Origin of the sequence: Corallococcus sp. AB018 (assembly GCF_003986945.1) — a bacterium.
GTDB lineage: Bacteria > Myxococcota > Myxococcia > Myxococcales > Myxococcaceae > Corallococcus > Corallococcus exiguus.
In genome coordinates this window covers 1-23,474 of record NZ_RAWR01000018.1, presented here as the reverse complement: position 1 = coordinate 23,474, position 23,474 = coordinate 1, and the positions used below count along the sequence as shown (strand labels likewise).

Below are 23,474 nucleotides of genomic sequence, written 5' to 3'. Positions count from 1 at the left end.
TGGGACAGTATTTTTCTCTGCCCCGCGAAAAGATTCTCGATTCATCGACGAAAGTGTTGCTGCCCTGCCGTATTTTTCTATCTGAACCGGAAAAAACGGACAGGGGCGGTGTAATCTGAAGCAGGCAAGCCCCTGCGTAAAGGGCCGTGTGGCAGTCAGTTACTGACACCCCTGGGTCGGAACAACCCCTCCCCGGAGAACCCTGCCCATGTCTTTTCAAGGAGTTACGAGGCGGAATAAACCTCAAGCCCGGTAAAACACGTGCAACACCGCCCGAGTAGGTTTTCTACTCCTGGGGTGAAGTCGCGGTGCGGTAACGCTTTGGGTTACAGCTCCACCTGACTGCCCAGCTCCACCACGCGGTTGGGTGGAATCCGGAAGTAGGCGGTGGCGCTGCGGGCGTTGCGGCTCATCCAGGTGAAGAGGGCCTCGCGCCAGGCGGCCATCCCGGGCTTCTTGGTGGGGATGAGCGTTTCGCGGCCCAGGAAGAAGCTGGTGCCCATCAGCTGGAACTGGAGGCCCTTCTCCCGGCAGCGCTTGAGGATGTCCGGGATGCTGGGGTTCTCCATGAAGCCGTAGCGGGCCACGACGCGCACGAAGCCCTGCTCCAGGGGCTCCACCTCCACGCGCTCCTGGGCCACCACGTGGGGAATCTCCTCCGAGATGATGGTGAGCAGCACCACCTGCTCATGGAGGATTTTGTTGTGCTTCAGGTTGTGCAGGAGCGCGGGCGGGGTGCCTTCCGGGTTGCCCGTCATGAAGATGGCGGTGCCGGGCACGCGCAGGGGCGGGTGGTCCCCGAAGCTGCCCAGCAGGTCCTTGAGGCCCAGGCTGGCCGCGCGCAGCTTGCCGGCGAGGATGTCCCGGCCGCGCTTCCAGGTGGTCATCATCGTGAAGATGCAGACCGCGAGCAGCAGCGGGAACCAGCCGCCGTCAGCGATCTTCGCCGCGTTGGCGCCGAAGAAGGCCAGGTCCACCACCATGAAGAGGCTGGCGATGGGCAGGGCCACGGAGCGGCGGACGCCCCAGCGCTCCCGGGCCACCACGTAGGCCAGCACGGTGGTGATGCCCATGGTCGTCGTCACCGCGATGCCGTACGCGGCCGCCAGCCGGCTGGAGGAGCCGAAGCCCAGCACCAGCGCGATGACGCCCACCAGCAGCGCCCCGTTGACGCCGGGCAGGTAGATTTGCCCCATCTCCTCCGCGGACGTGTGCACCACCTCCATGCGCGGGCAGTAGCCCAGCTGCATGGCCTGCCGGGTGGTGGAGAAGGAGCCGGAGATGAGGGCCTGCGACGCGATGACGGCGGCGGCGGTGGACAGGGCCACGAGCGGATACAGGGCCCACTCCGGGGCCAGGAGGAAGAAGGGGTTTCGGGCGGCCTCCGCGTGGCGCAGGAGCAGCGCGCCCTGGCCCAGGTAGTTGAGCACCAGCGACGGCAGCACCAGCAGGAACCAGGCGCGCCGGATGGGCCCCGCGCCGAAGTGGCCCATGTCCGCGTAGAGCGCCTCGCCGCCCGTCACCACCAGGATGACGGCGCCCAGCACCAGGAAGCCGTGCCACCCGTTGTCCATGAAGAACTGCACGCCGTGCACGGGCGACAGCGACCAGAGCACCGCGGGGTTGTGCAGCAGCTCCTTCACGCCCAGCACCGCCAGCACCAGGAACCACACGGTCATCAAGGGGCCGAACACCGTGCCGATGCCCGCCGTGCCCTTGCGCTGCACCATGAACAGCAGCAGCAGGATGACGAGCGAGATGGGAATCACGTACGGCTGGAAGACGGGGGTGGCCACGCTCAGGCCCTCCACCGCGCTCATCACGGAGATGGCCGGGGTGATGACGCCGTCACCGTAGATGAGCGCCGCGCCGAAGAGGCCCAGGGTGATGAGCACGGGCCGCGCGCGGTGTGACTGCCCCCGGGGCCGGTGCATGGCCAGCGCCATCAGCGCGAGGATGCCGCCCTCGCCCCGGTTGTCCGCGCGCATCACGAAGATGATGTACTTCACCGACACGACGATGATGAGCGACCACACGATGAGCGACAGCACGCCCAGGACGTTGGCCGGCGTCGGCGTGACGCCGTGCGCTCCGGTGAAGCATTCGCGCAGCGCGTAGAGCGGACTGGTTCCAATGTCTCCGTAGACGATGCCCAGCGCGCTCAGGGCGAGCATCGCGATGCGTTTGGGAGATTCCGGCCCCTCCGAAGGGGCGGCCGGTGATTCCGAGGGTGCGTTCACGGCCCCCGCTTTAGCCGAACGCGGGCCCGGAGCAACCGGCGCCTTGCCGCTCCTCTGGTTTCCAGCCGCTCCAGGTGTTCCCATGTGCGCGCTTGAGCGCCCTGCCCTCGGGGGTGCCGGGCCCCGGAACGAGGTAGGTGCCCGTCACCAACGCTTCCGGTGGGTGGGTGTCGAGCATCCGCAGAAGTCAGGGATGGCGGGACCTGGGACGCAGAGCGCCGCGGACGAGGGCGTGCTCCCATGGCGGGTGCAACGGGGGGACGTGGCATGACGATGGTCGCAACCAGGCTGGGGGAAGCGCGGCAGTACGGGGCGCGGCTTCCGGAGATTGAAGAGCGGCTGGCGCTGCTGGCGGAGGCCTCGCGGGTGCTGGCGGACGCGTCGCTGGAGCCCCCGGCGGTGATGGAGCGGCTGTGCGGGTTGGTGGTGCCCCTGCTCGGCTCCGCGTGCGCGCTGCGGCTGTTGTCGGAGGACGGGTTGTGGCTGCGCACGGTGGCGTCGGCGGCGGCGGTGCCGGAGGCGCGCGTGCGGCTGCAGGCGGTGTTCTCCCAGCGGGTGCGCGCGGACGAGGGCGTGGCGGCGGAGGTGCTGGACACGGGCCTGGCGCAGGGGGTGGAGGCGGTGCTGGTGCTGCCGCTGCGGGCCCGGGGGCGCGCGCTGGGGACGCTGACGGTGTGGCGGGAGGCGCCGGAGCCGGCGTCGTTCGATTCGGCGGAGCAGCTGCTGCTCCAGGAGCTGGCGGACCGGGCGGCGCTGGCGCTGGACGTGGCGCGGGCGTACGCGTCCGAGCGGCAGGCGCGGCAGGCGGCGGAGGTGGCGGCGGGAAGGCTCGCGCGGCTGCAGCACGTCACCGCGGAGCTGTCGGAGGCGCTCACCGCGGCGCGCGTGGCGGAGGTGGTGCTGGAGCAGGGGCTGGCGGTGGCGGACGCGAAGGCCGGGGCGCTGTGGGGCGTGGCGCCGGACGCGATGAGCGCCTCGCTCCTGCGCTGCGCGGGCTGCACGCCGGACGCGGCGGAGCGGCTGAAGCGGATGTCCCTGGAGGAGGACTCGCCGGTGGCGCGGGTGCTGCGCGAGTCGCGGCCGGTGTGGCTGACGGCGGAGGACGCGCTGTCCGGGGCGGAGCGGCCGGCGAACTCGTCCGCGTGTCTGCCGCTGGTGGTGGACGGGCGGGCGCTGGGGGCGCTGGTGTTCACCTTCGGCCTGCCGCACGGGTTCGACGACGACGAGCGGGCCTTCCTCCAACTGGTGGCGCACCACGCGGCGCAGGCGCTGGCGAGGGCGCGGCTGTTGGAGCGGGAGCAGCGGGCGCGGGCGGCGCTGCGCGAGGCGCACGGGACGCTGGAGGCCATCATCCAGGCGAGCCCCACGGCCATCATGCTGTTGGATCCGGACGGCACGGTGCGGCTGTGGAATCCGGCCGCGGAGCGGATGCTGGGGTGGACGGCGGAGGAGGTGCTGGGGAAGGTGTTGCCTGCCGTGCCACCAGAGCACTGGGAGGCGTTCCGCCACGGGCTGGAGCGCGCCACGCGGGGCACGGTGCTGGACGGCGCGCCGCTGGCGGCGCGGCGGCGCGACGGGGGCGCGGTGCAGGTGGCCATGTGGACGGGGCGCGTGCACCCGGCGAGCGGCCCGCCGCAGTGCCTGAGCGTGATGGTGGACATCACCGAGCGCCAGCGCGGCGAGGCGGCGCAGCGCTTCCTCGCGGAGGCTGGCGGAGTGCTGGCGGGGAGCCTGGAGGAGGAGGAGACGCTGGAGCGCGTGGCGCACCTGGCGGTGCCGCAGTACGCGGAGGCCTGCGGCGTGTTCCTGGAGGACGAGTCCGGCGGCGTGCGCTGCGTGGCCACGGCGGGCGTCGAGGACGGTGACGTGCCGCCCCCGGGGCTCGCGGTGGTGTCGCGGGTCATCCAGTCCGGGAGGCCGGAGTCGCGCTCGGGGTTGTCGGAGGGGGACCCGTCGTACGCGCGGGCGGGCGGGACGTGCGCGTACCTGTGCGTGCCGCTGCGGGTGCGCGGGCACACGCTGGGGGCGCTGACGTTCGTCACGTCGAAGGGGGCGTACGACGCGCAGGACCTGGCGCTGGCGCAGGAGCTGGCGCGGCGGGCGGCGCTGGCGCTGGACAACGCGAGCCTCTACCGGGACGCGCGTCAGGCCATCCGCCTGCGCGAGGAGTTCCTGTCCATCGCGAGCCATGAGTTGAAGACGCCCATCAGCGCGCTGCAGCTCCAGGTGCAGAGCCTGCTGGCGGGACTGAATCGGTCGGGGGCGGCCTTCGACCCGGAGCGGCTCAAGCGCGGCCTGGAGCGGGTGGACCGGCAGGTGAAGCGGCAGACGCTGCTGGTGAACGACCTGCTGGACGTGTCCCGGTTGAGCGCGGGGAAGCTGGAGCTGGTGCTGGAGCCCCTGGAGATGGGGGCGCTGGTGCGGGAGGTGGCCGAGCGCTTCGAGCAGGAGTACGCGCGCTCGGGCACGCCGCTGGAGCTGGTGCTCGCGCCGGAGGTACTGGGGCAGTGGGACCGGCTGCGGTTGGACCAGGTCTTCACCAACCTGTTCTCCAACGCGCTGAAGTACGGGCGGGGCAACCCGGTGCACGTGTCCCTGGAGGTGGAGGCCAACCGGGCGCGGCTGCGCGTGAAGGACGGAGGCATCGGCATCGCGAAGGAGCACCTGCCGCGCCTGTTCCACCGCTTCGAGCGCGCGGTGTCCGAGCGCAACTACGGCGGCTTCGGGCTGGGGTTGTGGATCGCCCGCCAGATTGTCGAGGCGATGGGCGGCCACATCGAGGTGGAGAGCGTGCTGGGCGAGGGGTCCACGTTCATCGTGGAGCTGCCGCGCGGCTAGCGGTGGAAGGCGGGGAGCCCCTCCGCGATGAAGCCGCAGCCGCGCTGGGAGTCGCGGCGGTGGAGGGCGTGGCAGCGCTCGGGGGTGGGGCAGTCGGTGTCGTGGGTGCAGGGCTGGAAGCAGTAGCCGCTGGTCTCGTCGCAGGTGAGGCCCTTCGCGCAAGGGGTCTTGTCATCACAGCGGGTGCGGCACTCGAAGGCCCCGGTTTCGAGGGTGGGTTCGGCGAAGCCGCGCAGGCAGTCCTGGTTCGCGGCGCAGGGCGCGGCGTCCAGGCAGGCGGGGCCCACGAAGGGGCGGCAGGTGGGGACTTCGCCCGGGTAGTCCGTCTCGCAGCGTTCGCCTTGCGGACAGGCACGGTCGCGGCAGCTGGGGACGCAGGCGCCGCGGACGCGGTAGGGATTGGGAGCGCACTCGGTGCCGGTGGCGCAGGCGTCCGGGTCGTGCACGTTGCACGGCGGGCCGCAGAACTCATGGACGCAGAGGAGCCCCGGAGCGCAGTGGCCCTCCAGCTCCCGTGAGTACCCGGTGCACCGCTCCCCGGCGCGCAGCGTTCCCTGTGGCACGCAGCGACGGAGGACCTGGCCCGAGGCGGACGTGTCCACGGGGTGGCAGGTATCGGACGGGGTGCAGTCCGACGCGTCGTCGCAGAAGCGGTGCAGAGGCTGGCAGTCGCGGAAGCCGAAGTCCGGGTGATGCGCGCACACGGTGTCGGCGGGGCACGCGTCGTCCGCGTCGCAGCGGTCCTCGCAGGTGAGGGAGCCTTGAGTGTCCGCGTGGCAGTTCGTCGGGACGTTGGTGAGCCGGATGCCGTTGCTCAGCACGACGACGTCAGGAGGTTCGCTCCCTTCGCTGTCCGGGTCGTCGCTGGATTCGAGGTGCAGGCGGACGGGGTCGTCCGACAGGTCCGCCTGCGCGGTGAGGTCCGGTCCGGGCCACGCGAGCCACACGCCCGTGCCCACGGCGGTCACGAGCGCTGTGAAGGCGATGAGGAGGCTGAGTTTGCGCGGAGTCACAGGTCGAGCACCTGTCGCATCCACCGCTGACTCTCCTCGTCCCGGGTCACGAGTCCGTCGAAGCGACCCGCGCGCATCATCTCCACGAGGGCCGTGTCCTGCGCGATGAGCCTTGCCGCCGCGAAGGGGAACGTCGTGGTCGAGCATCTGCCCGGGATGAAGTCCGGTTCCCCCGGAAGCAGCGCCATGAACCGGGCAAGCTGGTTGAACAGCTGGTCCACGTTGGAAGCCACCGGCACCACCAACAGGTCCTCCTGCATGTCGATGTAGAGCACTGGCTGGACTCCGTGCTCATCCGCAAGCGTCGGCACCACGCCGTAGTAGTACGCGAGGTTCGAAACCTGCCCGAAGAGAACACATGAAGAGAATGGAGCCTGTCCCCTGCCCCGCAGCCATGCGTTCACGTCCAGGACTCCATCCGGGCCGGAGCCAGGACGATACAGCTCGATGTCTCCCAGCGTGGCTCGGCCCGCTCGCGAATAGATCCCGGCGAGCATGGGATCGAGCGGATGCCCCAACAGCGTTGAACCAGGACGGGGAGCATCGGCCGAGGGTGGCTCCACGCTGACCCGAAAGCCCAAGCGATGGCAGGCCTCGATCAGCCTCGTCAATCCGCCCCTCTCTGTATCCAGTCCCGCCAAGCGAACGCGCCTCCTGAAACGCCAGGGCCTATAACCCCAGCACGGCCGCGACTTCCTTCAGCGCGGCCTTCTCCGCGGAGGCAAGCGCAGCTCCCGACTTCGACGGATCGTACAGGACGTGAAACCACCGTCCGAAGTGCTTGTGCGTGATGCGAGCGATTTCCTCCACCTCTTTCGCGGAGACGTTTTTCGCGTTCGTGCGCACGAGGGTCCAGACCGAGTTGACGCTCGAATGGACCTCCCGCGCCATGCCCACCAGGTTCTCCGCCACGTTGACACCGCGGGTGGGAAACAGATGGGCATGCTCGATGGGCACCAGATGGTGCACTTGATACGCCCCCAGGAGGTCCTTCCCCAAGGCTTGTGCCAACTGGGGCCGGTGCACCTCGAAGTACTCCTGTCGAGCCCACTCCCTGAGCTTGTCTTTCGAGTACTTGTCCGTGATGGGCCTTCGGAGTTGGTGTTCCATCCCCTTCAGCAATGACTGGAGCTCGGCCTGTTCCCCAGCCTTGAGTGCCATCAGGCCCTCTGCCTCCACCTTCATCCAGATGCGCTGGAGGGCTTCGCGCTCGGCGGGCGGCGTGCGTATCAACACCGTGCGGAACCACTGCGCGGCCTTCGCCCCTCCCCTCCCCAGCACCGAGACCACCGTGGGCGCGACGGCCTCCATCGCGCCGAGCGCGCCCTTCGCGATGAAGCCTCCCACGTACCAGTACGCGAGCTGCTCGAAGGACCACACGCCCGCGAGGCGTGCGCTGTCCTTCACCTCCTCGCGCCAGTGCCGGAGGATCTCCTCCTGCATCGCCCGGTACTCCCTGGCGATGTCCTGCATCTCCTCTGGAGGCTCGGAAGGTTCGAGCGTCGTCGCGGCCACCACCCGCCAGCGCGGCTCCGCTTCACCGCGCACATGCCTTCCCTCCAGCTCCACTTCGACGGTGCGGCTTCCCACCGCGTTCGCGAAGGGCAACAACGCCTGCACCACCGGCATGCGCAGGTCAGCGCTCCCGGGAGCGGTCCTCCGGCCCGACCCCTCCTGGACCTCGAAGACGACCAACTCCACCTCCGGATGCAATCGCAGTCCTTCGAACTGGAGTCTTGCCCTCTCATGCACCCGGCCCTCCCAGGGCACGCGAGACGCGGGCAGCAGCTGCCGGGCCACTGTCAGCGCATCCGACACCAGGGGCTCGGACGCTCCCGGCAGGGACTCGGGCACTGTTCGCGCATGGACCGCGACCGCCCCACGGACCGTCTCCAGGTCGAAGCGCCAGCGCTCCGGCCCACGCTCCAGCGTGAAGCGCACACGCCGTGGCTTCACGCCCACCAGCGTGGACAGGCTCCGCGTCAGCTCGCGGGAGAACCCGCTCCACTCCACGGCCGCACCGGCGCCCTGGCCCGTCGCCGTGCGCCGGAAGGACACCAACGTCAGCGCACCGTCGTGCACCTGGTAGTCGAAGGTCCACGCCTCGCCCGGAACTCCGCGCGCACCCGCGACCTCCCAGAGCTCACGCACCACCCGGGCCGCTTCCGCCTGCCGGGCGCGCTCACCGCCCACGGGCCCGGCACGCTCCAACGCCCCCTCTCGCGTGAATCCGAGGCCCGCGCGCTCGGCCGGGGTGTCGTCACCCGTCGCTGCTTGGAACGACTCCCGCTCGAAGGAGCCATCGCTCGCGCACGCGGCCAGCGCGAACACCCACAGGAGTCCCAGCACCGGCGGCATCCGGTGCCAGGGCCCCTCTCCACGGGAAACGGAACGCGTCATCGCGCCCCGAGCCTATGGGGAAACTACAGCGCCAGGAGCAGCAGCGACGCCTGCTCCGCGGGCGAGGCCGCGAGGAAGGCGTCCGGCAGCGTGATGACCGTGGGCGGCATGAACGAGCGGTCGCAGCTGCGCTTTCCCTCGTAGGTGCGGCCCTCCTCCTTCGCCTTCAGCCGGTACGTGCAGTCGCGAACGTACACCGTCAATTCCTGCGGCGACAGCGTCAGGTTGACGGGGCGCCCGTAGAAGCCGCCCTTCGCCTTCACCGCGTCGCCGTCCTTCTTCACTTCCAGGTTCACCACCGAGGTCCCGATGTTGCCCTTCACCTTCTCGCCCTCCAGCCTCAGCGTCACCGGGGCGTCCGCCACGCGGCCTCGCAGCTCGCCTGGAAGACGGGACACCTGGAACTCGGGGCCCGTGACGTTGTCCGGCGTCATCCGCAGGTTGAACTGCGTCCGCGCCACGCTGAAGGCAATCTGGTCCTGCTCCGAGGACGCCCACGCTCCGCCCACACCCGCGAGTACCGCCAACACTCCCACACCCCGACGCAATGACTGTCTGTCTCGCTTCATGGATAGGACCCTCCTCGCTGACATGGATAATGTGTAACGTCCCCGGGGCGGCGACATATCGGCCGCGCCCGGGTCCCTCCGAATCGGGGGCTACCTTCCGCCCGCTGCCCCGCTCCCCTGCCCTGCCGCCGGGCCCAGCAGGTGCTTTTCGAAGAACATCAGCGCCGTCGTCTGGGCCATGTCCCGGTTGGTCTTCTTCTGGAACCCGTGCCCCTCGTCCGTGGCCAGCAGGTACCAGACGTCCGCGCCCTTCTTGCGCACCGCCTGGGCGATCTGCTCCGCCTCCGACTGCGGCACACGAGGGTCGTTGGCCCCCTGCTGCACGAAGAGCGCCGCGCGAATCTTGTCCACCGACCCCAGCGGCGAGATGCGCTCCTGCACCTTGCGCACCGCCGGGTCGCGCTCGTCGCCGTACTCCGCGCGCCGCAAGTCCCGCCGGTATGCCTGCGTGTTCTGCAGGAACGACGGCAGCGACGAGATGCCCACCACGTCCACCGCCGCCTTGATGCGGTCCGGGAAGAACGCCGCCGTCGCCAGCGTCATGTAGCCGCCGTAAGAGCCGCCGTAGATGCCCACCCGCGCCGCGTCCAGCTCCGGACGGGAGGCGACGAAGTCCAGCGTGGCCCCGATGTCCGCCAGGCTCGCCTCGCGCTTCACGCCGTCATCCATGGCGCGGTACGCCTTGCCGTACCCTTCCGAGCCGCGCACGTTGGGCAGCAGCACCGCCATCCCCAGCTCCGTCACCATCAGCTGGGTCTGCGCGCTGAAGATGGGCTGGCTCTGCCCCTCCGGGCCGCCGTGGAACATCACCACCACCGGCACCTTCCCCTTCGCGTTCTTCGGCAGGTACAGGAACGCCGGCACCTTCACGCCATCCGTGGACGGGTAGCGCACCAGCTCCGGCTCCACGAACGTCTCCGGATCCAACCCGCCCACCTCCGAGCGCGTCCAGCGCGTGGTCTTCTTCGTGCCCAGGTCCACCGTGAAGATGTCCAGCGGCACGCGCGCCGACGTCAGCGAGAACGCCACCCGGTCCGACCGCTTCGCCGGGAAGCGGACCTGCGAAATCACCCCGCGCGGCGTCTCCACCGGCGACAGCGCCTGCGTGCGCGTGTCCAGCAGATACAGCCGGCCGAAGCCCTCCTCGTTGATGGCCACCGCCAGCTTGCGCCCGTCCGGGGACAGCTCCAGGTTCTGCACGTTCCAGCGCACCGACTTCGTCAGCGACGGCGGAGCGGCCTGGGGCGCGCCCGTGAGCGGCAGCCGGTACACCTCCGCGAAGTCGCTGTAGCGGTCCGTGGCCACGTACACGCCCTGTCCGTCGTGCGTGAAGACGGCGGCGTCCACGCTGCCCTTGCCCTCCTTGGGCGTCAGCTGCGTGCGCGCGTTCGTCTTCACGTCCACCACGCTCAGGTCCGCGTCGTCCGCCGCGCGGAACTGGCGCACCAGCAGCTTCGAGCCGTCCTGGGAGAACTCCAGCGGCGCCCAGCTGCCCTCCACCTCCGTCACCCGCTTCGCCTGCTTGGGGTCCGCCGTGGGCGCCACGTACACGTCGGTGTCCTTGCCGTTGCGCCCCGTGCCCGCGTACGCGAGCCAGCGCCCGTCCTTCGACACCACCAGCTCCTCATGCCGGCTCTTGCCGTCCGTCAGCAGCTCCGAGCGGCCCGTGCGCCGGTCCAGCTTGAGCACCTGGTAGAACTCTCCGCCGCCCGTGTCCTGCAGGTAGAAGACAATCTGCGGATTGCCCGGCAGGAAGCGCGCCCGGTTGATGGGCTCCTTCGTGAAGGTGAGCTGCGTGCGCGCGCCCAGCGGCATCTCCACCAGGTGCAGCTGGTTGACGTCCGCGAAGCGCGTGGAGATGAGCACCTGCTGGCCATCCCCGCTCACGTCCAGCAGCTGCGCGGAGCGGGACTCCAGGTACTGCTGCACGCGCTGGGAGAGCGCGGGCGGCACCGGCGGCACGCCGCTCACCCACAGGTTGGGCAGGCCGGGCAGCGGGGCGATGCCGGGGACGGCGGACGGTGCCTTCGCGGCGGCGGCCGGCGCGGGGGGCGCCTTCGACGGGGCCGGCGCGGGCGTCTGCGCCGCGAGCAGGGACACGATGAGTGGAAGGGACGCGAGGTTCATGGTGCCACCGACCCTACCAGCGCCGTCACGTTCCCCGGCACCCACGCGCGCCGTTCCTCCCTCTCCGCGCGATGATGCGTGTTGAACACTGGATGGCCCGGGCGGCCACCCTGTTGGATGCCGCGCCGCGGCGGCCGAACGAGCGTGACCGCGGGGCAGGGTGATCGCTCCCGGCCTCACTTCGAAGCCCTCCACGCCTGTGATGCCCGGGGCTTGCGACGTGCGCCGGTGCACAACGTCGCGGGCGGACAGTGGCCCTTGCGTGGGGGTTCGCCTGCGTGGGGGTGATGCCCACCCTTACCCCTGTCGACATCGGTGCCGAGCCGCGTTCGCGGCCCGCCGAGGAAGGGGGACTTCGACATGGCCAGGATGCGGGAGAAGACACTGCTCGTCGTCGCGCTCATGTCGCTGGGGGTGTTCGCGCCCGCGTGCGGCGGCGGCTCGGCGGAGGACTCCGACGCGCCGCCCACCCAGGACGGGCCGGTGCTCGTTCCGCCCACTGAGGCGCAGCTGCGCATCGTACAGGCAGCGCCGGGCTCGCCCGCGATGGACGTCTACCTCGCTGGCGACCCCACGCCCGTGGCCCGGGCCGTGGCCTATGGCGCCACCACGCCCTACCTCACGCGCGACGCGGGCGCTGTCACCGTGGAGCTGCGGCCCGCGGGCTCGGCGGCGAGCACCGCGCCCATCGTGTCCCAGCGGGTGGGCATGGAGGCCGGGACGCGCTGGACGGTGGTGACCGCCGGGGCCTTCGGCGCCTCGGACTCCGGCGCGGCGATGCGCACGCTGCTCCTGCGCGACAACACCGTGCCCGCTGACGGAGGCCAGACGCGCGTGCGCATCATCAACGCCGGCACGGACGCGCCGACGGTGGACGTGGACCTGGGCAATGACGGCTCGGTGGAGGTGGCGTCGCTCGCGCGCTTCCGCGACTCCGGCGAGCAGGCCCAGGTGCTGCCCTCGGGCGCCGCGTTCCAGGTGGGCCTCCGCACGGGTGGCCAGACCCTGACGTCCTTCACCGTGCCCGCGCCCGGCTCCGGCACCGACACGCTCATCGTCGCCACCGGCCTCATGTCCGCCTCCGCGCGCGCGGGCGACGGCTTCTCGCTGCTCACCGCGGGCCGCGACGGCACGCTGGCCATCCTCCGGCAGAACCCCACGGTGTACGTGCTGCACGCGTCACCGGACGCGCCCGCGCTGGACCTCTTCGCTGGCGAGCGTGAGCTGTCCGGTGACCTCTCCTACGGCACGCTGTCCTCGCCGCTCCAGGTGCCGCCGGGCGCGTACACGCTGGACTTCTTCGCCGCCGCGTCCGGGACGGAGCGCCCCTCGAGCGCGCCGGTGGCGACGGCGACGACGCCCACGCTCGTCCCGGGTGAGCACTACCTGATGGTCGCCGCGGGCTACCTCGAGCCGCCCCGGCCGGCGGCGTCTCCGTTCACGCTGCTGCCCCTCACGGACCGCTTCGCGAGCGACCCGTCCAACCTGCGTCTGCGCTGGGTGCATGCGGCCGCGGACACGCCCGCCGTGGACGTGGGGCCGCTGGGCTCGGAGCGCCGCGTGCTGCCGGACGCGCCCTTCCTCAACGTGCCCTTCGCCTCCGCCACCGCGCAGGACGGCCTGCCGCTGCCCTCTGGTGGCACCGTCACGCTGGGAGTCGTGCCGTCCGACGACGCCAACCGTGCGCCGCGCACGAGCTTCTCCGTGACGCCCCAGCCGGACACGCGCGTCTTCGCCGTCGCCACCGACACGCCCGGCTCCGCGCCTGGCAGCTGGGACCTCCAGCTCCTGTGGGTGGACACCACCCGCACGCCATGGACCGTGAGCACGCGGGCGCATGGGCCCTGACCTCAGAAGGCCCAGCCCACGTTGAGCAGGATGCGCTGGGTGAAGAGCCACGTCGCCTGGCGGACCCGCACCATCCCCAGCCTGCCGTCGTCGCCCAGGCGCATGGCGTCGTAGGCGAACGCTTCACGGCGGGCCCCGAAGCCCACGCCGCCCTGCACCGTGAAGCCGGGCTCCACCACCAGCGAGTAGCCCAGGACCGCCGTCCCGCCCACGGCCCAGTCATCCGTGGGTTTGCGGCTGGGCGGTTCACCCTCCAGATGGTTCACCACCGTCTCGTCGGAGATGCGCCCCAGGCTGGCCTCCAGGCGCGGTGACACCCACAGCCCCTGGGGTGCCCGTCCCGTCAGGTAGAAGCGCACCGAGGGCGCAAGGCCGAACTGCAGATACGAGGTGTCATAGCCTTCCAGGCCACCGGCCTGGACCTCTTCGAACCGCGAGCGCTGGTGGGCGAAGGACGCGAACACGCCCAGCCCCACGGAGAAGCGCTCGCCCATCACGCGCTCGCCCTCCAGTGACAGCTGATTCAGGTTCTGGAGGGGAACGGACACCGTCACCACGTTGCGCCGCTCCACCGGGAACGACCCCGAGGTGACGCCCTGCTCCGCGAACGCCACCGCCGACACGAACACCAGCGACACACCCATCTTCCACTTCATCGCGACCATGTGATGAACCCCCGTCATGGAGCAGGACCCCCAAGGTCCGCCATGCGAAGGACGCCCATCGCAATCGATGTGCCAGCCTGCGCGCAGAGGGAGCGGCGCGACGGTGACGTCTGACATCGTGACAACGTGTCCCCGGCGCGCGGAGACACGCGTGTCACCGTGTCATGTCATCGCGTCACGGCGGTGAAAGCTTCGCCTGGGCCTGCTCGCGGCGCAGTTGGAGCACGCGCACGTCCGGATCCACCAGCAGCCGCTCCGGTTCGAACTCCGAGCGCAGCGTCACCTGCACCGCCTCGCCCGCGCCGGGCTCCACGCGCGTCACGGCCGCCGCGGCACCCAGGGGCGCGGCGGACTCACCGGCCTTCGTCACCGTCACCTCCACCGGCATGCGGCCCGTGCCCACGTTCGTCACCGTCGCCGTGGTCACCCACTGGCCGCCGGACTTCGTCACGCGCGCGTCGCTGACGCGGTACTCGGGCACCACCACTTCGAAGAAGGCCTGCCGGGTGAAGCGGTCGAACGCTTCGGGAGACGGCGCGAACGGGCGCATCACCGCGATGAAGTCCTGCAGCACCGGATGGTCGGCGTTGTTCATGTATTGCTTCAGGAAGGCCTGGAGCCCCGCGTGCATCGCATCGCGGCCCATCAGGTCCTCCAGCATCCAGAACGTCCAGCCGCCCTTCTCGTAGAGGACCACCGTGTCGCCGTCGCGCGAGCCGTCCAGCTTCACCAGCGGCTGCTCCGCGTCCACGCGCCGGTCCTTGCCGTAGCGCTCCTCCATGCGCTTCGCGGTCTGCCGGCGAGCCTCCTGCCCATCGAGCTGCTCGATGAGCTTCAGCGACGAGTAATGCGACATGCCCTCTGACAGCACATTGCCACCGGGCCCCTTGCCGGGGATGAGCAGGTCGCCCCACCACTGATGCGCGGCCTCGTGCGCGGTGACGAGCAGCACCGCGTTCGACTCCGGTGTGGTGAGCGTGAGGAACCCGATGGACTCCGAGAACGTGATGTCCGTGGGGAAGCCCTGCGCGTAGTTGTCCAGGCCGGCGAACTCCGACAGCTTCAGCTCGGCCCACGGGAACGGGTGGAACCATTCCGAGTAGTACCGGCGCGCGGCCTCCAGCCCGCGCATCATCTCCGGCACGTTGTAGCCGTGCGAGGGGTCGTGGAACACCACCGTGCCCGCGCCGTCCACGCGGGTCCACTTCCCCGCGATGACGTTGAAGAAGCTCACCGGATGGTCGCTCCGCCACACCGTGGTGCGCCGGCCGTCCTTCACCGTATCGCTCTCACGCACGCCCACGGAGTTGAGCGTGTAGGACTCCGGGCCGCTGACGCGGATCCGGAAGGGGAACGGCATGTTGCTGCCCCAGGCGGCATCCGTGGGCCCTTCGTAGAAGTCGTCCGCGTACACGCGCGGCTCGTAGCGGTTCTCCTTCGGGTCGATGCCGCGCTCCTCCTCGTAGCCGACGACCGGCGCGAACGTGGGCGTCTCGCTGGTGAGCACCACGCCGGACGGGAGGATGAACTCCCTGAACGCGCCGCCCTCGCGGGACACGCCATCCGGCACATGGCCCGCATACTGGAAGCCCACCGTCACCTTCGCTCCGGGCGGTAGCGGCGGGGACGGCGTGAAGACATACAGCCCGGCGCGGTCCTCCGGCGTCACGTCCTTGCCGTCCAGCGTCCAGCGCACGTCCGTCCAGCCATCGCCGCCGCTGAGGGCGAAGCGCGGCAGCGCCACGGTGTGCCGGTTCAGCAGCGTGTACGTGCCCTTCATGCGGAAGGCGCTCGCCTCCGGCTCCAGGTCCACGTCCAGGTCCACGTCCGCCAGCATGGGCTGAGGCGCGTCCTTCCACGTCGCCAGGTTCTTCTGCCAGTACTCCTTCGCGCGCTTCTTCGCCGCCGCGCCCTGGTGGCCCTGCCCCACGAGGATGCCCAGCCACGTCAGCGCCACCACCGGCACCGCCAGGTACGGCGCCAGCCGCCACAGCCCGCGCGCGAGGCCCGAAGGCTTCAATCCTTCCAGCGTCGTCACCGAGTCGCGGACGCGGCGGCCATCCAGGCGCACCGCCAGCGCGGTGAAGAAGACGGCCGCGCCCAGCGCTGCCACGCGGTTGAGCACCAGCGCGGCGCGATCCACCTGGAAGGCGCCCAGGTCGGTCCACCGCACTGCGTCCCACAACGGCCAGTTGGTCACCCAGGTGAGATCGCCGCGCACGGCGAGGTAGCCGGTGAGGCCCAGCGCGGACAGGGCCAGCGCGTAGGTGCCGAAGCGGCCTCCCGTCACCGCGCGCGCGGCCAGGATGAAGCCCGTCCACAGGAGGAACGTGGGGAACAGCAACAGCCCCCACACGAGGACATACGGCGTCAGCGACAGCGGCACCTTGCCCTGCGACACCTGCACCAGCGTGCCCGCGAGCGCCATGGCTGCGAGCAGCGCCACCGCGACGAGGCTGTTCGCCAGCGCCTTGCCCAGCAACACCGACAGCGTGCGCACCGGGGTCGCGTCGTGGATGGGCGCGAAGCCGGAGGCCTGCTCACGCTCCAGCGACTCCACCACGTAGAACATCAACAGCAGGCACACGAGCACCGACGCCTGCCCCATCGTGCGCACCGCGAAGCGCCCGGGCACCAAGAGGAGGCTCGTGTCGAAGGGGCCCACCGCCGTGGCGCCCTGCGACACCATGTGCAACATCAGGAGCGGCAGGAACAGGTAGAGCCCTGGCTGCGACAGCAGGCCCCGTCCTTCCGCGCGCGTCACCGTCCACAGCCCCGTCCAGAAGCCCGGCGGACGGACGCCCATGCGCAGCGAGGACAGCGGCGCCTCCGCGTGCGACAGCGCCACCTGTTTGGGAGGCGCGTCCAGGACCCCGCCCTTGCGCGGAGCCTTGGTGCCCACCTCGCCCCGGAGCGCTCGGCGGAAGTGGCTCTCGCTCCAGGCCACCGCGCCCAGGCCCAGGGCCATGAGCACGAAGCGGCTGGTGACGAAGAGGGCGTCCAGCCCCACGGGCTGCGTGTTGTAGAAGTCCACGCCCCGGTCCACCTTGATCCACGTCTCAGTGAGCCACCGGAAGCCACCGGGATCCAGCGCCATCAGGAGCCGGTTCACGCGCGGGTCCAGCCAGCCGGGGGACCAATCCCAGAGGAAGAACGCGCTGAGGAAGAACAGCCCCACCGGCAGGAAGTACACCGGCACCGCGCGGCGCGTGCGCTCGCCCGTGGCGAAGGCCGCGCCCGCCATGAAGACAATGAGCGGCAGGCCGAACCACACCGCGCCGCCCACGTAGTTCCCCCACGCGAAGGGCCCGCGGAACTCCGCGTCCGCGCCCGCCGGCACGACGTGGTGGAAGAAGACGAGCCACCCCATCATCCACCCGAGCGCCAGCACATACGCGCCCAGCACGCCCGCGAACTTGCCCCACACGTACTCCGAGGGCGTCAGCGGCGTGGTGTGCAACAGCGGCTGCACGCGGGCCTCGTCGTCGGAGATGACGGACATGCCCGCGCCCACGGACACGAAGAAGGTGAACAGCATGAAGGAGAGCAGCAGCACCGTCTGCGCGACGGCGAAGGCGCTGGTGATCCACGCCTTCTTGCCGCCCACCTCCGTGCTGCCCGCGGCGATGGTGACGTTGCCGGAGGACACGCCCCACACCAGCAACACCAGCAACACCAGCAACACCCAGAACAAGGGGCGCCGCGTCTGGTGACGCCACTCGGTGCGCGCCACGCGCCAGAGCCGGGCCGCGTTCACGCGCCCACCGCCGGGGCGGATGCGGGCGCCGGGGCCTTGGGCTCGGGCGCGTCCTTCATCAGGAGGAGGTAGGCGTCCTCCAGCGTGGGCGGCGTGCGCTCGAAGCCCGGGGGTACGGGCGCGCCCGGAGCGGCGTGGATGCGCACGCGGTTCTTGCCCTCGACGAGCACGGCCTGGGTGACGCGGTGGGCCTGCTGGAAGGCGGCCATGTCGGCCGGGGGGACAGTGCCTTCGAAGAGGGAGTCGTGGAGGGCGGCCTTCGCCTCGGTGGGACTGGTGATGGCCATCACTCGGCCGTGGCGGATGACGGCGAAGCGAGGGCAGAGCATGGCCACGTCCTCCACGATGTGCGTGGACAGGAGCACCGTGCGCTCATGGGCCACCTCCGCGAGCAGCCGGTAGAAGCGCTGGCGCTCCTCGGGGTCCAGTCCCGCGGTGGGCTCGTCCACGATGAGGAGCTTCGGGTCACCGGCCAGGGCCTGCGCGATGCCCAGCCGCTGCCGCATACCGCCGGAGTACTCCTTCACCTTGCGCTTCGCCGCGAAGGTGAGGTTCACGCGCTCCAGCAACTGGGCGCACAGGGCCTTCAGCCCTTGCGGCGCGGTGACGCCCTTGAGCTCCAGCAGGTAGCGCAGCATGTCCTGCCCGGAGAGGTACGGGTAGAAGCCGAACTCCTGCGGCAGGTAGCCCAGGTGCGGGCGCAGCGCCTCCGGGTGGCGCACGAGGTCCAGGCCGTCGAGCGTCACCTCGCCGGAGGTCGGCTCCAGCAGGCCGGAGAGGATTTTCATCAGCGTGGATTTGCCCGCGCCGTTGGGCCCGAGCAGGCCGAACATCCCCTTGGGAACGTCCAGGTCCACGCCACGAAGGGCCGTCACCGGGCCCGGATACACCTTCACCAGGTTGCGCAGGCTGAGCATGTGGCCCGTTCTACGCCGAAGCCGGGGTCTCCATTTCCAGCTTCGCGAACGAAGGGTGCACGGCGCGTCCATGAGCGCTCTCGCGCGGTGTGTTAGACAGCCTGAACATGAACCTTCGACCTATCTGCCTTTCCGTCTTGGTGGGCGCCTTCGCGTTCCTGGGCTGCTCGGGTCCGACCTACCTCCACGGCAAGGCCCTGGAGCAGAACGAGTACCGGGGCTACGGCGAGTACCTGCCCGAGCGCGACCGGGAGGTGCTGGCCCAGGCGGCGGCGGTGAAGGACGCGGCGGCGGTCATCTTCCTGCAGGAGACGTTGCCGGAGGGCATCGAGATGACCTCCCACATGCTCCAGGTGAAGGACGGGTATTCGCACCAGTTGCTGGGCAAGCTGGCCTTCAGCCAGGGGCGGGTGGACTCCAAGCAGGACCTCATCGCGCACGTAAGGAAGGTGGCGCAGGCGGCGGGGGGCGACGCGGCCGTCGGCCTCTTCCTGCTTACGCCGGCCAACGACTACACCCAGGCGCAGGCGGTGGAGGCGGTCATCCTCAAGCTGGACCCGCGCGTGCGCGCGAAGCTGCGTCCGGATGAAGCGACGGTGAAAGGCTCGTCGGCCGCTCCCGGCATTGAGCAGCTCTGAGCAGGTCGCCTGAAGCGCGGTAACTCGAGGCGAGTCGTCCCAGGGAATGCGCAGTGGACCGCAAGAGGCGAGCCACCCACCGTCTCAGGTGGCCGTGAATCGCGCCACCCACCTCGCGTTCCGCCACGTCCGCTTGTCCATGGGCGCGGGTGGGTGGTGGTTCGGATTGAAGGCCGCCATCCGAAGACGAATTGTCACAACTTGTCCGACAGTCGGAAAGGTTGCCCAAGGCCGCTTCCAGCAGGTCCGTCTCGATGCATTCCCCCCGAGACGCGAGCAAGGCGAGCCCGCCGGCATCTGAAGACAACGACCCTCCGCTGTCGGGCTCCACAGGGAAGCAGGGAGCAATCCCGAGCACCTGGATATCCCCAGCGGCTGACGCAACGCCGCCAAGGTCGCGCTCCTCGCCCAAGGGCCGTGCCTCCAGCGCATTCTCCTGCACGCTGCATTGTGTGGAATCGCCGGGACGGCACTCCTGGACGCAAGGCCGCGCCTCCAGCGCATCGTCCCGCGCGATGGCTGACACAGGGGTGCCGTGAACGTCCGACTGGGAGCCTGGGGCGACGGGGGCCGCAGGTACCTGAGGAGCAGGGGCGAAGGCATTCAGCACGCGCTCATCGCGCGCCTTCAGCAGTGCCGGCAGCTCATGCTGAAGTGCCTGCACGTCGCGCTCGTGCAGGACTGCCATCGCGCGGAAGGCCCACTCGCGCAGCGCCGCTCCGCCCATGAGCGGCAGCAGTTGGGCGGCTCCTCCCAGGAAGGCCCGCTGCAGGGACTGCACGAGGAGCACGTGCCCCGGACGCGCCGCCACCCGCGCCGCATGCCGCAGCAACTCGAATTCCGCCTGCGCGCAGGTTTCCCCCGACTCCCAGCGCGCCGCGTCCTGGAGCTGGTAGCACGTGCTCCCCAGCCGGTCCAAGTCGAGGTCCGAGGCCCTCGCGCAGCAGTCGGCCAGAAGCTCCACCAGCACCTGCCGCTTGAGGCTGAAGTAGCCCTCCAGCAGCCACCGGGCATCCGGGTTGCTCGCGTCATGCAGCGCCAGCCCCAGGTTCTCCAGCGTCAGTGACTCATCCAGCGGCACCGCGCGCGTCTTGCGTCCGGGGCGCTGAACCACCAGGCCTCGCGCCGCCAGCCGCCGCAGCGCCTCGCGGATGGTGCCCCGACACACCTCATAGCGGCGCGCCAGCTTCGCTTCGGAGCCGAATTGTCCGCTCGGGTGCAGCCGCCCCAGCGCGATATCGCGCTCGATTTGCGCCTCCACATAGGCCACGAGTCCTCGCCGTTCCATCCCCACTCCCCCTCCTCGTCCCAGCATCGCCATCCAACCACAGGGGTCTGACATGGACGTGCGAGCCCACCCTTCTCATTGCCAGCCAGGGGGCAACCTCCGGGCCCGGTCGGAGAAAAACCTGTCCGACTGTCGGACAAGTGCGCGGGCCGCATGCAGCGAAAACCTGTCCGACTGTCGGACAGGTTTCTGGCCTGTGCTCCCGGCGGACGGCCCCCACGTCCATGGACCCTCTTGGCGTCCGCGCACGCACGGCGTCGCGGCTCACCGCGAGACTCCGTCAGGCGCACTTCCTCGACGTCTTGTGGCGCGAGCCTGTCCGACAGTCGGACAGGTTTCTGGCCTGTGCTCCCGGCGGACGGCCCCGACCGTGGAGCCGCTTTCTCTCTCCGCGCACGCACGATGTCGCAGATCACCGCACGACTTCGTCAGGCCCACTTCCCCGGCTTCGTTTGGCGCGAGCCTGTCCGACGGTCGGACAGGTTTTGAGCATGCGTGCCCTTCAGGGGCCCTCTCCGTGGACCCTCCTTGCCGTCCACGCACGACGTCTTGGCCCACGGCGGGCATGCGTCTTCGGCTTTATGTGGCGCGAACTTGTCCGACTGTCGGACAGGTTTTGAGCATGCGTGCCCGGCAGGGGGCCCTGTCCGTGAACCTGCTTTCTTCGCCCGCGCACGCATGACGTCGGGAACTGCTTCCGAGCTCCACCAAGCGCGTGACCTCGGCTTCGTGTGGTTTGAGCCTGTCCGACTGTCTGACAGGTTTCTGAGCTGCGCGCCCGGCCGGCGGACCTGCCTGGTGGCCCCGCTTTTTCGGCGGCTCAATGCCTGCCGTCCCGGGTCATCGCGGAGCGCATCCGATGCGTGTCATTGCGAAGGACTTCCGACCGTGGGTGGGGTTGAAACACTTCTGGTGACCTGACTCGCGCCGTGAGTCTACTCAGCCGCCGGTCAGGTCCATTGCACCCGGGCTGATTGAGGAGCACGCTCGGGGCTGCGAGACTCGCGGCCCTCATGGTTTCTTCCCTGCAGCAACTGCATGCACTCACCGGGCTGCGGTTCCTCGCGACCGCGCACGTCGTCGCCTACCACGTGTATCACCTGGTCTTCTCCGGCACGGAGGCGCCGCCGGGACTGCACGGGCTGCTCGACAGCGGGTACGTGAGCCTCGACCTCTTCTTCGTCCTGTCGGGCTTCATCCTTGGCTACAACTACCTGGAGCAGCCGCCGGGCACGTACGCGGCGCGCAAGGCGTTCTGGGTGGCCCGCTTCGCGCGCATCTATCCCGTCTATGCGTTGGGCCTGGCACTCGACGCTCCCGCGTACCTCAAGGGGCTGCGTGATACGTGGGCGGTGGACCCATCGAGGGGGCTGCAGCACGCCGAGGCACTGGTGGTCACGCCGCTGCTGCTCCAGAGCTGGACGCCTTGGACGGCGATGGCGTGGAACGGCTCGGGCTGGTCGCTGGCGGTGGAGGCGTTCTTCTACGCGGCGTTCCCCTTCCTGGCCGGGAGGCTGGGCCTGCTGGGGCCAAGGGCGCTCGCGGTGGGCGCGGCGGTGACGTACGGCGCCGCGATGGTGTTCCCGGCGCTCTACATGACGGTGGATCCGGACCACACCGGAGGCACGGCGTCCGCGTACAACTCCGGCCCGTGGATGCTGGCGCTGCGCTTCAACCCGCTGGCGCGGCTGCCGGAGTTCATCCTGGGCATCCTCGCGGCGCGCTTCTTCCTGCTGCGGTCCGGAGAGTCGCGGCGCTCGCATCCGGTGGCCGTGGCGGTGGTGTGCGCGGGAGTCATCGCGGCGCTCGCGGGGAGCACCGTGCTGCCCTTCCCGCTGCTGCACAACGGGCTGCTGGCGCCGGTGTTCGCGGCGTTGTTCATCCTGCTGTCGTGGAGCCAGGGCGCCGTGGCTCGGGTGCTGGCTTCACGGCCGCTGCGCCTGCTGGGTGAGGCGAGCTATGCGCTCTTCCTCTTGCACATGCCGGTGCTGTTCGCCTGGAAGGCAGTGCTCAAACGGCTGGGTGAGTCGCCCACGGCCGCCTGGGCGGTGGTGGCGTTCGTCGTGGGCTCGATAGGCCTGAGCTTGCTCGTGCATGAGCGCGTGGAGAAACCCGCCCGGGCATGGATCCGCGACCGGTGGGCTCGGCGAGGCACGGAGCAGTCCGCGGCGGGCCTCTAGCCCCGGGCGTGAGGTCCTATGCGCTCTTCATCTGGGACCGGCGGCGTGTGCCGCGCTTCACGGGCCCCAGCTGCGCGAGCACCCGGCCGATCTCCACCAACTCCACGGGCTTGACCAGGTGCAGGTCGAAGCCCGCCTCCTCGCTGCGGGCCCGGTCCTCCGGCGTCCCATAGCCCGTGAGCGCGATGAGGTGCGCGTCCGACGCCACGCGCCCGCTCAGCTCCTGCGCCACCTGATAGCCGTCCAGGCCCGGCAGGCCGATGTCCAGGATGATGACGTCGTAGGTGCCAGGAGTCGCCATGGCGAGCGCCTCCGGACCGTCCGAGGCGACCGCGACGGTGTGGCCCCATAGCTGGAGCATCTCGCTCAGGCCGTCGCGCGCGTCGGGGTTGTCGTCGACCAGGAGGATGCGCCACTCGCGCCGGCGGGACTCGATGCGCTCCACGGTGGCCTCAGGCCTCGCGGCGTCCGTGAGCAGCGGCAACGTGATGGTGAAGGTGCTGCCCTGGCCTGGCCCCTCACTGAAGACCTCCACGTGGCCACCGTGTTCGGTCACGAGGTGGCGCACCAGCGTCAGGCCAATTCCCAGTCCGCCCCGGCTGCGCGCGAGGCCCGCGTCCAGCTGCGCGAAGAGCTCGAAGATGTGCTCCTGGTCCTCCGGCCGCAGGCCGATGCCGGTGTCCTGCACGGAGACGCGCACGCGCGAGTCCTCGGACACGTGGGCGCCCACGGTGACGATGCCGCCCTCGGGTGAATACTTGGCGGCGTTGTCGAGCAGGTTGGTGAAGACCTGCTCCAGGCGCGTCCGGTCGCCGTCCACCCAGCAGGGCGCGGTGGGGCGGGCCTCCCGCAGGACGAGTCCGCGCTCCTCCATCACGGGCCGCGCGGCGGCGAGCGAGTGCTGCAACACGGTGTTGAGGTCCAGCCGGCCGCGACGCAGGGCGTACTTGCCGCGCGTGATGCGGCTGACGTCGAGCAGGTCGTCCACCAGGTG

The 23,474-nt window shown here is 70.3% G+C and carries 15 protein-coding genes; 4 read left to right on the top strand and 11 right to left on the bottom strand.

Annotated features, from left to right (window positions below; all coding sequences use genetic code 11):
* Positions 1 to 326: 326 nt before the first annotated feature.
* Positions 327 to 2,174 (bottom strand): potassium transporter Kup, encoded by a 1,848-nt coding sequence (locus D7Y11_RS06330; protein ID WP_120575538.1) that lies wholly within the window; start codon positions 2,172 to 2,174, stop codon positions 327 to 329.
* A gap of 333 nt (positions 2,175 to 2,507) precedes the next feature.
* Here D7Y11_RS06330 and D7Y11_RS06325 point away from each other — a divergent pair, with 333 nt between their 5' ends.
* Positions 2,508 to 5,078 carry a GAF domain-containing protein gene (locus tag D7Y11_RS06325; protein WP_121754304.1) on the top strand — a complete coding sequence of 857 codons (2,571 nt, stop codon included), beginning with the start codon at positions 2,508 to 2,510 and terminating at the stop codon, positions 5,076 to 5,078.
* Here D7Y11_RS06325 and D7Y11_RS06320 read toward each other — a convergent pair.
* From D7Y11_RS06320 to D7Y11_RS06300, 5 genes are all read right to left on the bottom strand, one after another.
* The gene (locus tag D7Y11_RS06320; RefSeq protein ID WP_126933255.1) at positions 5,075 to 6,091 is read right to left on the bottom strand and encodes a hypothetical protein; all 1,017 of its coding nucleotides are present in this window, start codon (positions 6,089 to 6,091) and stop codon (positions 5,075 to 5,077) included. The two genes, D7Y11_RS06325 and D7Y11_RS06320, sit on opposite strands and share 4 nt — an antisense overlap.
* Positions 6,088 to 6,588 (bottom strand): hypothetical protein, encoded by a 501-nt coding sequence (locus D7Y11_RS06315; RefSeq protein ID WP_120579173.1) that lies wholly within the window; start codon positions 6,586 to 6,588, stop codon positions 6,088 to 6,090. Before D7Y11_RS06315 ends, D7Y11_RS06320 begins: the two co-directional genes overlap by 4 nt.
* 172 nt (positions 6,589 to 6,760) lie before the next feature.
* On the bottom strand, positions 6,761 to 8,491 hold the full coding sequence (locus D7Y11_RS06310; protein WP_126933254.1) for a hypothetical protein: 1,731 nt from the start codon (positions 8,489 to 8,491) through the stop codon (positions 6,761 to 6,763).
* 23 nt (positions 8,492 to 8,514) lie between these two features.
* Positions 8,515 to 9,060, bottom strand: coding sequence for a hypothetical protein (locus D7Y11_RS06305; RefSeq protein WP_121754300.1), 546 nt, complete (start codon positions 9,058 to 9,060; stop codon positions 8,515 to 8,517).
* 90 nt (positions 9,061 to 9,150) lie between these two features.
* On the bottom strand, positions 9,151 to 11,187 hold the full coding sequence (locus tag D7Y11_RS06300) for an alpha/beta fold hydrolase (protein ID WP_126933253.1): 2,037 nt from the start codon (positions 11,185 to 11,187) through the stop codon (positions 9,151 to 9,153).
* 360 nt (positions 11,188 to 11,547) lie between these two features.
* On the opposite strand from D7Y11_RS06300, the gene D7Y11_RS06295 reads away from it, so the two are divergent.
* Positions 11,548 to 13,035 (top strand): DUF4397 domain-containing protein, encoded by a 1,488-nt coding sequence (locus D7Y11_RS06295; protein WP_126933252.1) that lies wholly within the window; start codon positions 11,548 to 11,550, stop codon positions 13,033 to 13,035.
* A gap of 2 nt (positions 13,036 to 13,037) precedes the next feature.
* Here D7Y11_RS06295 and D7Y11_RS06290 read toward each other — a convergent pair whose 3' ends face one another.
* The 3 genes from D7Y11_RS06290 to D7Y11_RS06280 all read right to left on the bottom strand — a co-directional run bounded on the left by D7Y11_RS06290 (position 13,038) and on the right by D7Y11_RS06280 (position 18,374).
* A complete protein-coding gene (locus D7Y11_RS06290; RefSeq protein ID WP_121754297.1) occupies positions 13,038 to 13,700 on the bottom strand; it encodes a hypothetical protein in 663 nt (220 codons plus the stop codon).
* 175 nt (positions 13,701 to 13,875) lie between these two features.
* Positions 13,876 to 17,457 (bottom strand): M1 family aminopeptidase, encoded by a 3,582-nt coding sequence (locus D7Y11_RS06285; RefSeq protein ID WP_126933251.1) that lies wholly within the window; start codon positions 17,455 to 17,457, stop codon positions 13,876 to 13,878.
* Positions 17,454 to 18,374, bottom strand: coding sequence for an ABC transporter ATP-binding protein (locus D7Y11_RS06280; RefSeq protein ID WP_121754295.1), 921 nt, complete (start codon positions 18,372 to 18,374; stop codon positions 17,454 to 17,456). Before D7Y11_RS06280 ends, D7Y11_RS06285 begins: the two co-directional genes overlap by 4 nt.
* 107 nt (positions 18,375 to 18,481) lie before the next feature.
* Between D7Y11_RS06280 and D7Y11_RS06275 the strand changes: the two genes are divergently transcribed.
* Positions 18,482 to 19,012, top strand: coding sequence for a hypothetical protein (locus D7Y11_RS06275; protein WP_126933250.1), 531 nt, complete (start codon positions 18,482 to 18,484; stop codon positions 19,010 to 19,012).
* Here the strand turns inward: D7Y11_RS06275 and D7Y11_RS06270 are convergent.
* Positions 18,921 to 20,300 (bottom strand): FadR/GntR family transcriptional regulator, encoded by a 1,380-nt coding sequence (locus tag D7Y11_RS06270; RefSeq protein WP_121754294.1) that lies wholly within the window; start codon positions 20,298 to 20,300, stop codon positions 18,921 to 18,923. The genes D7Y11_RS06275 and D7Y11_RS06270 overlap by 92 nt on opposite strands.
* 1,013 nt (positions 20,301 to 21,313) lie before the next feature.
* On the opposite strand from D7Y11_RS06270, the gene D7Y11_RS06265 reads away from it, so the two are divergent.
* Positions 21,314 to 22,480, top strand: a complete 1,167-nt coding sequence (locus D7Y11_RS06265; RefSeq protein ID WP_121756100.1) for an acyltransferase — start codon at positions 21,314 to 21,316, stop codon at positions 22,478 to 22,480.
* A 16-nt stretch (positions 22,481 to 22,496) separates the two neighbouring features.
* Here D7Y11_RS06265 and D7Y11_RS06260 read toward each other — a convergent pair.
* The coding region (locus D7Y11_RS06260) for an ATP-binding protein (RefSeq protein WP_126933249.1) at positions 22,497 to 23,474 on the bottom strand (978 nt) is incomplete at its 5' end.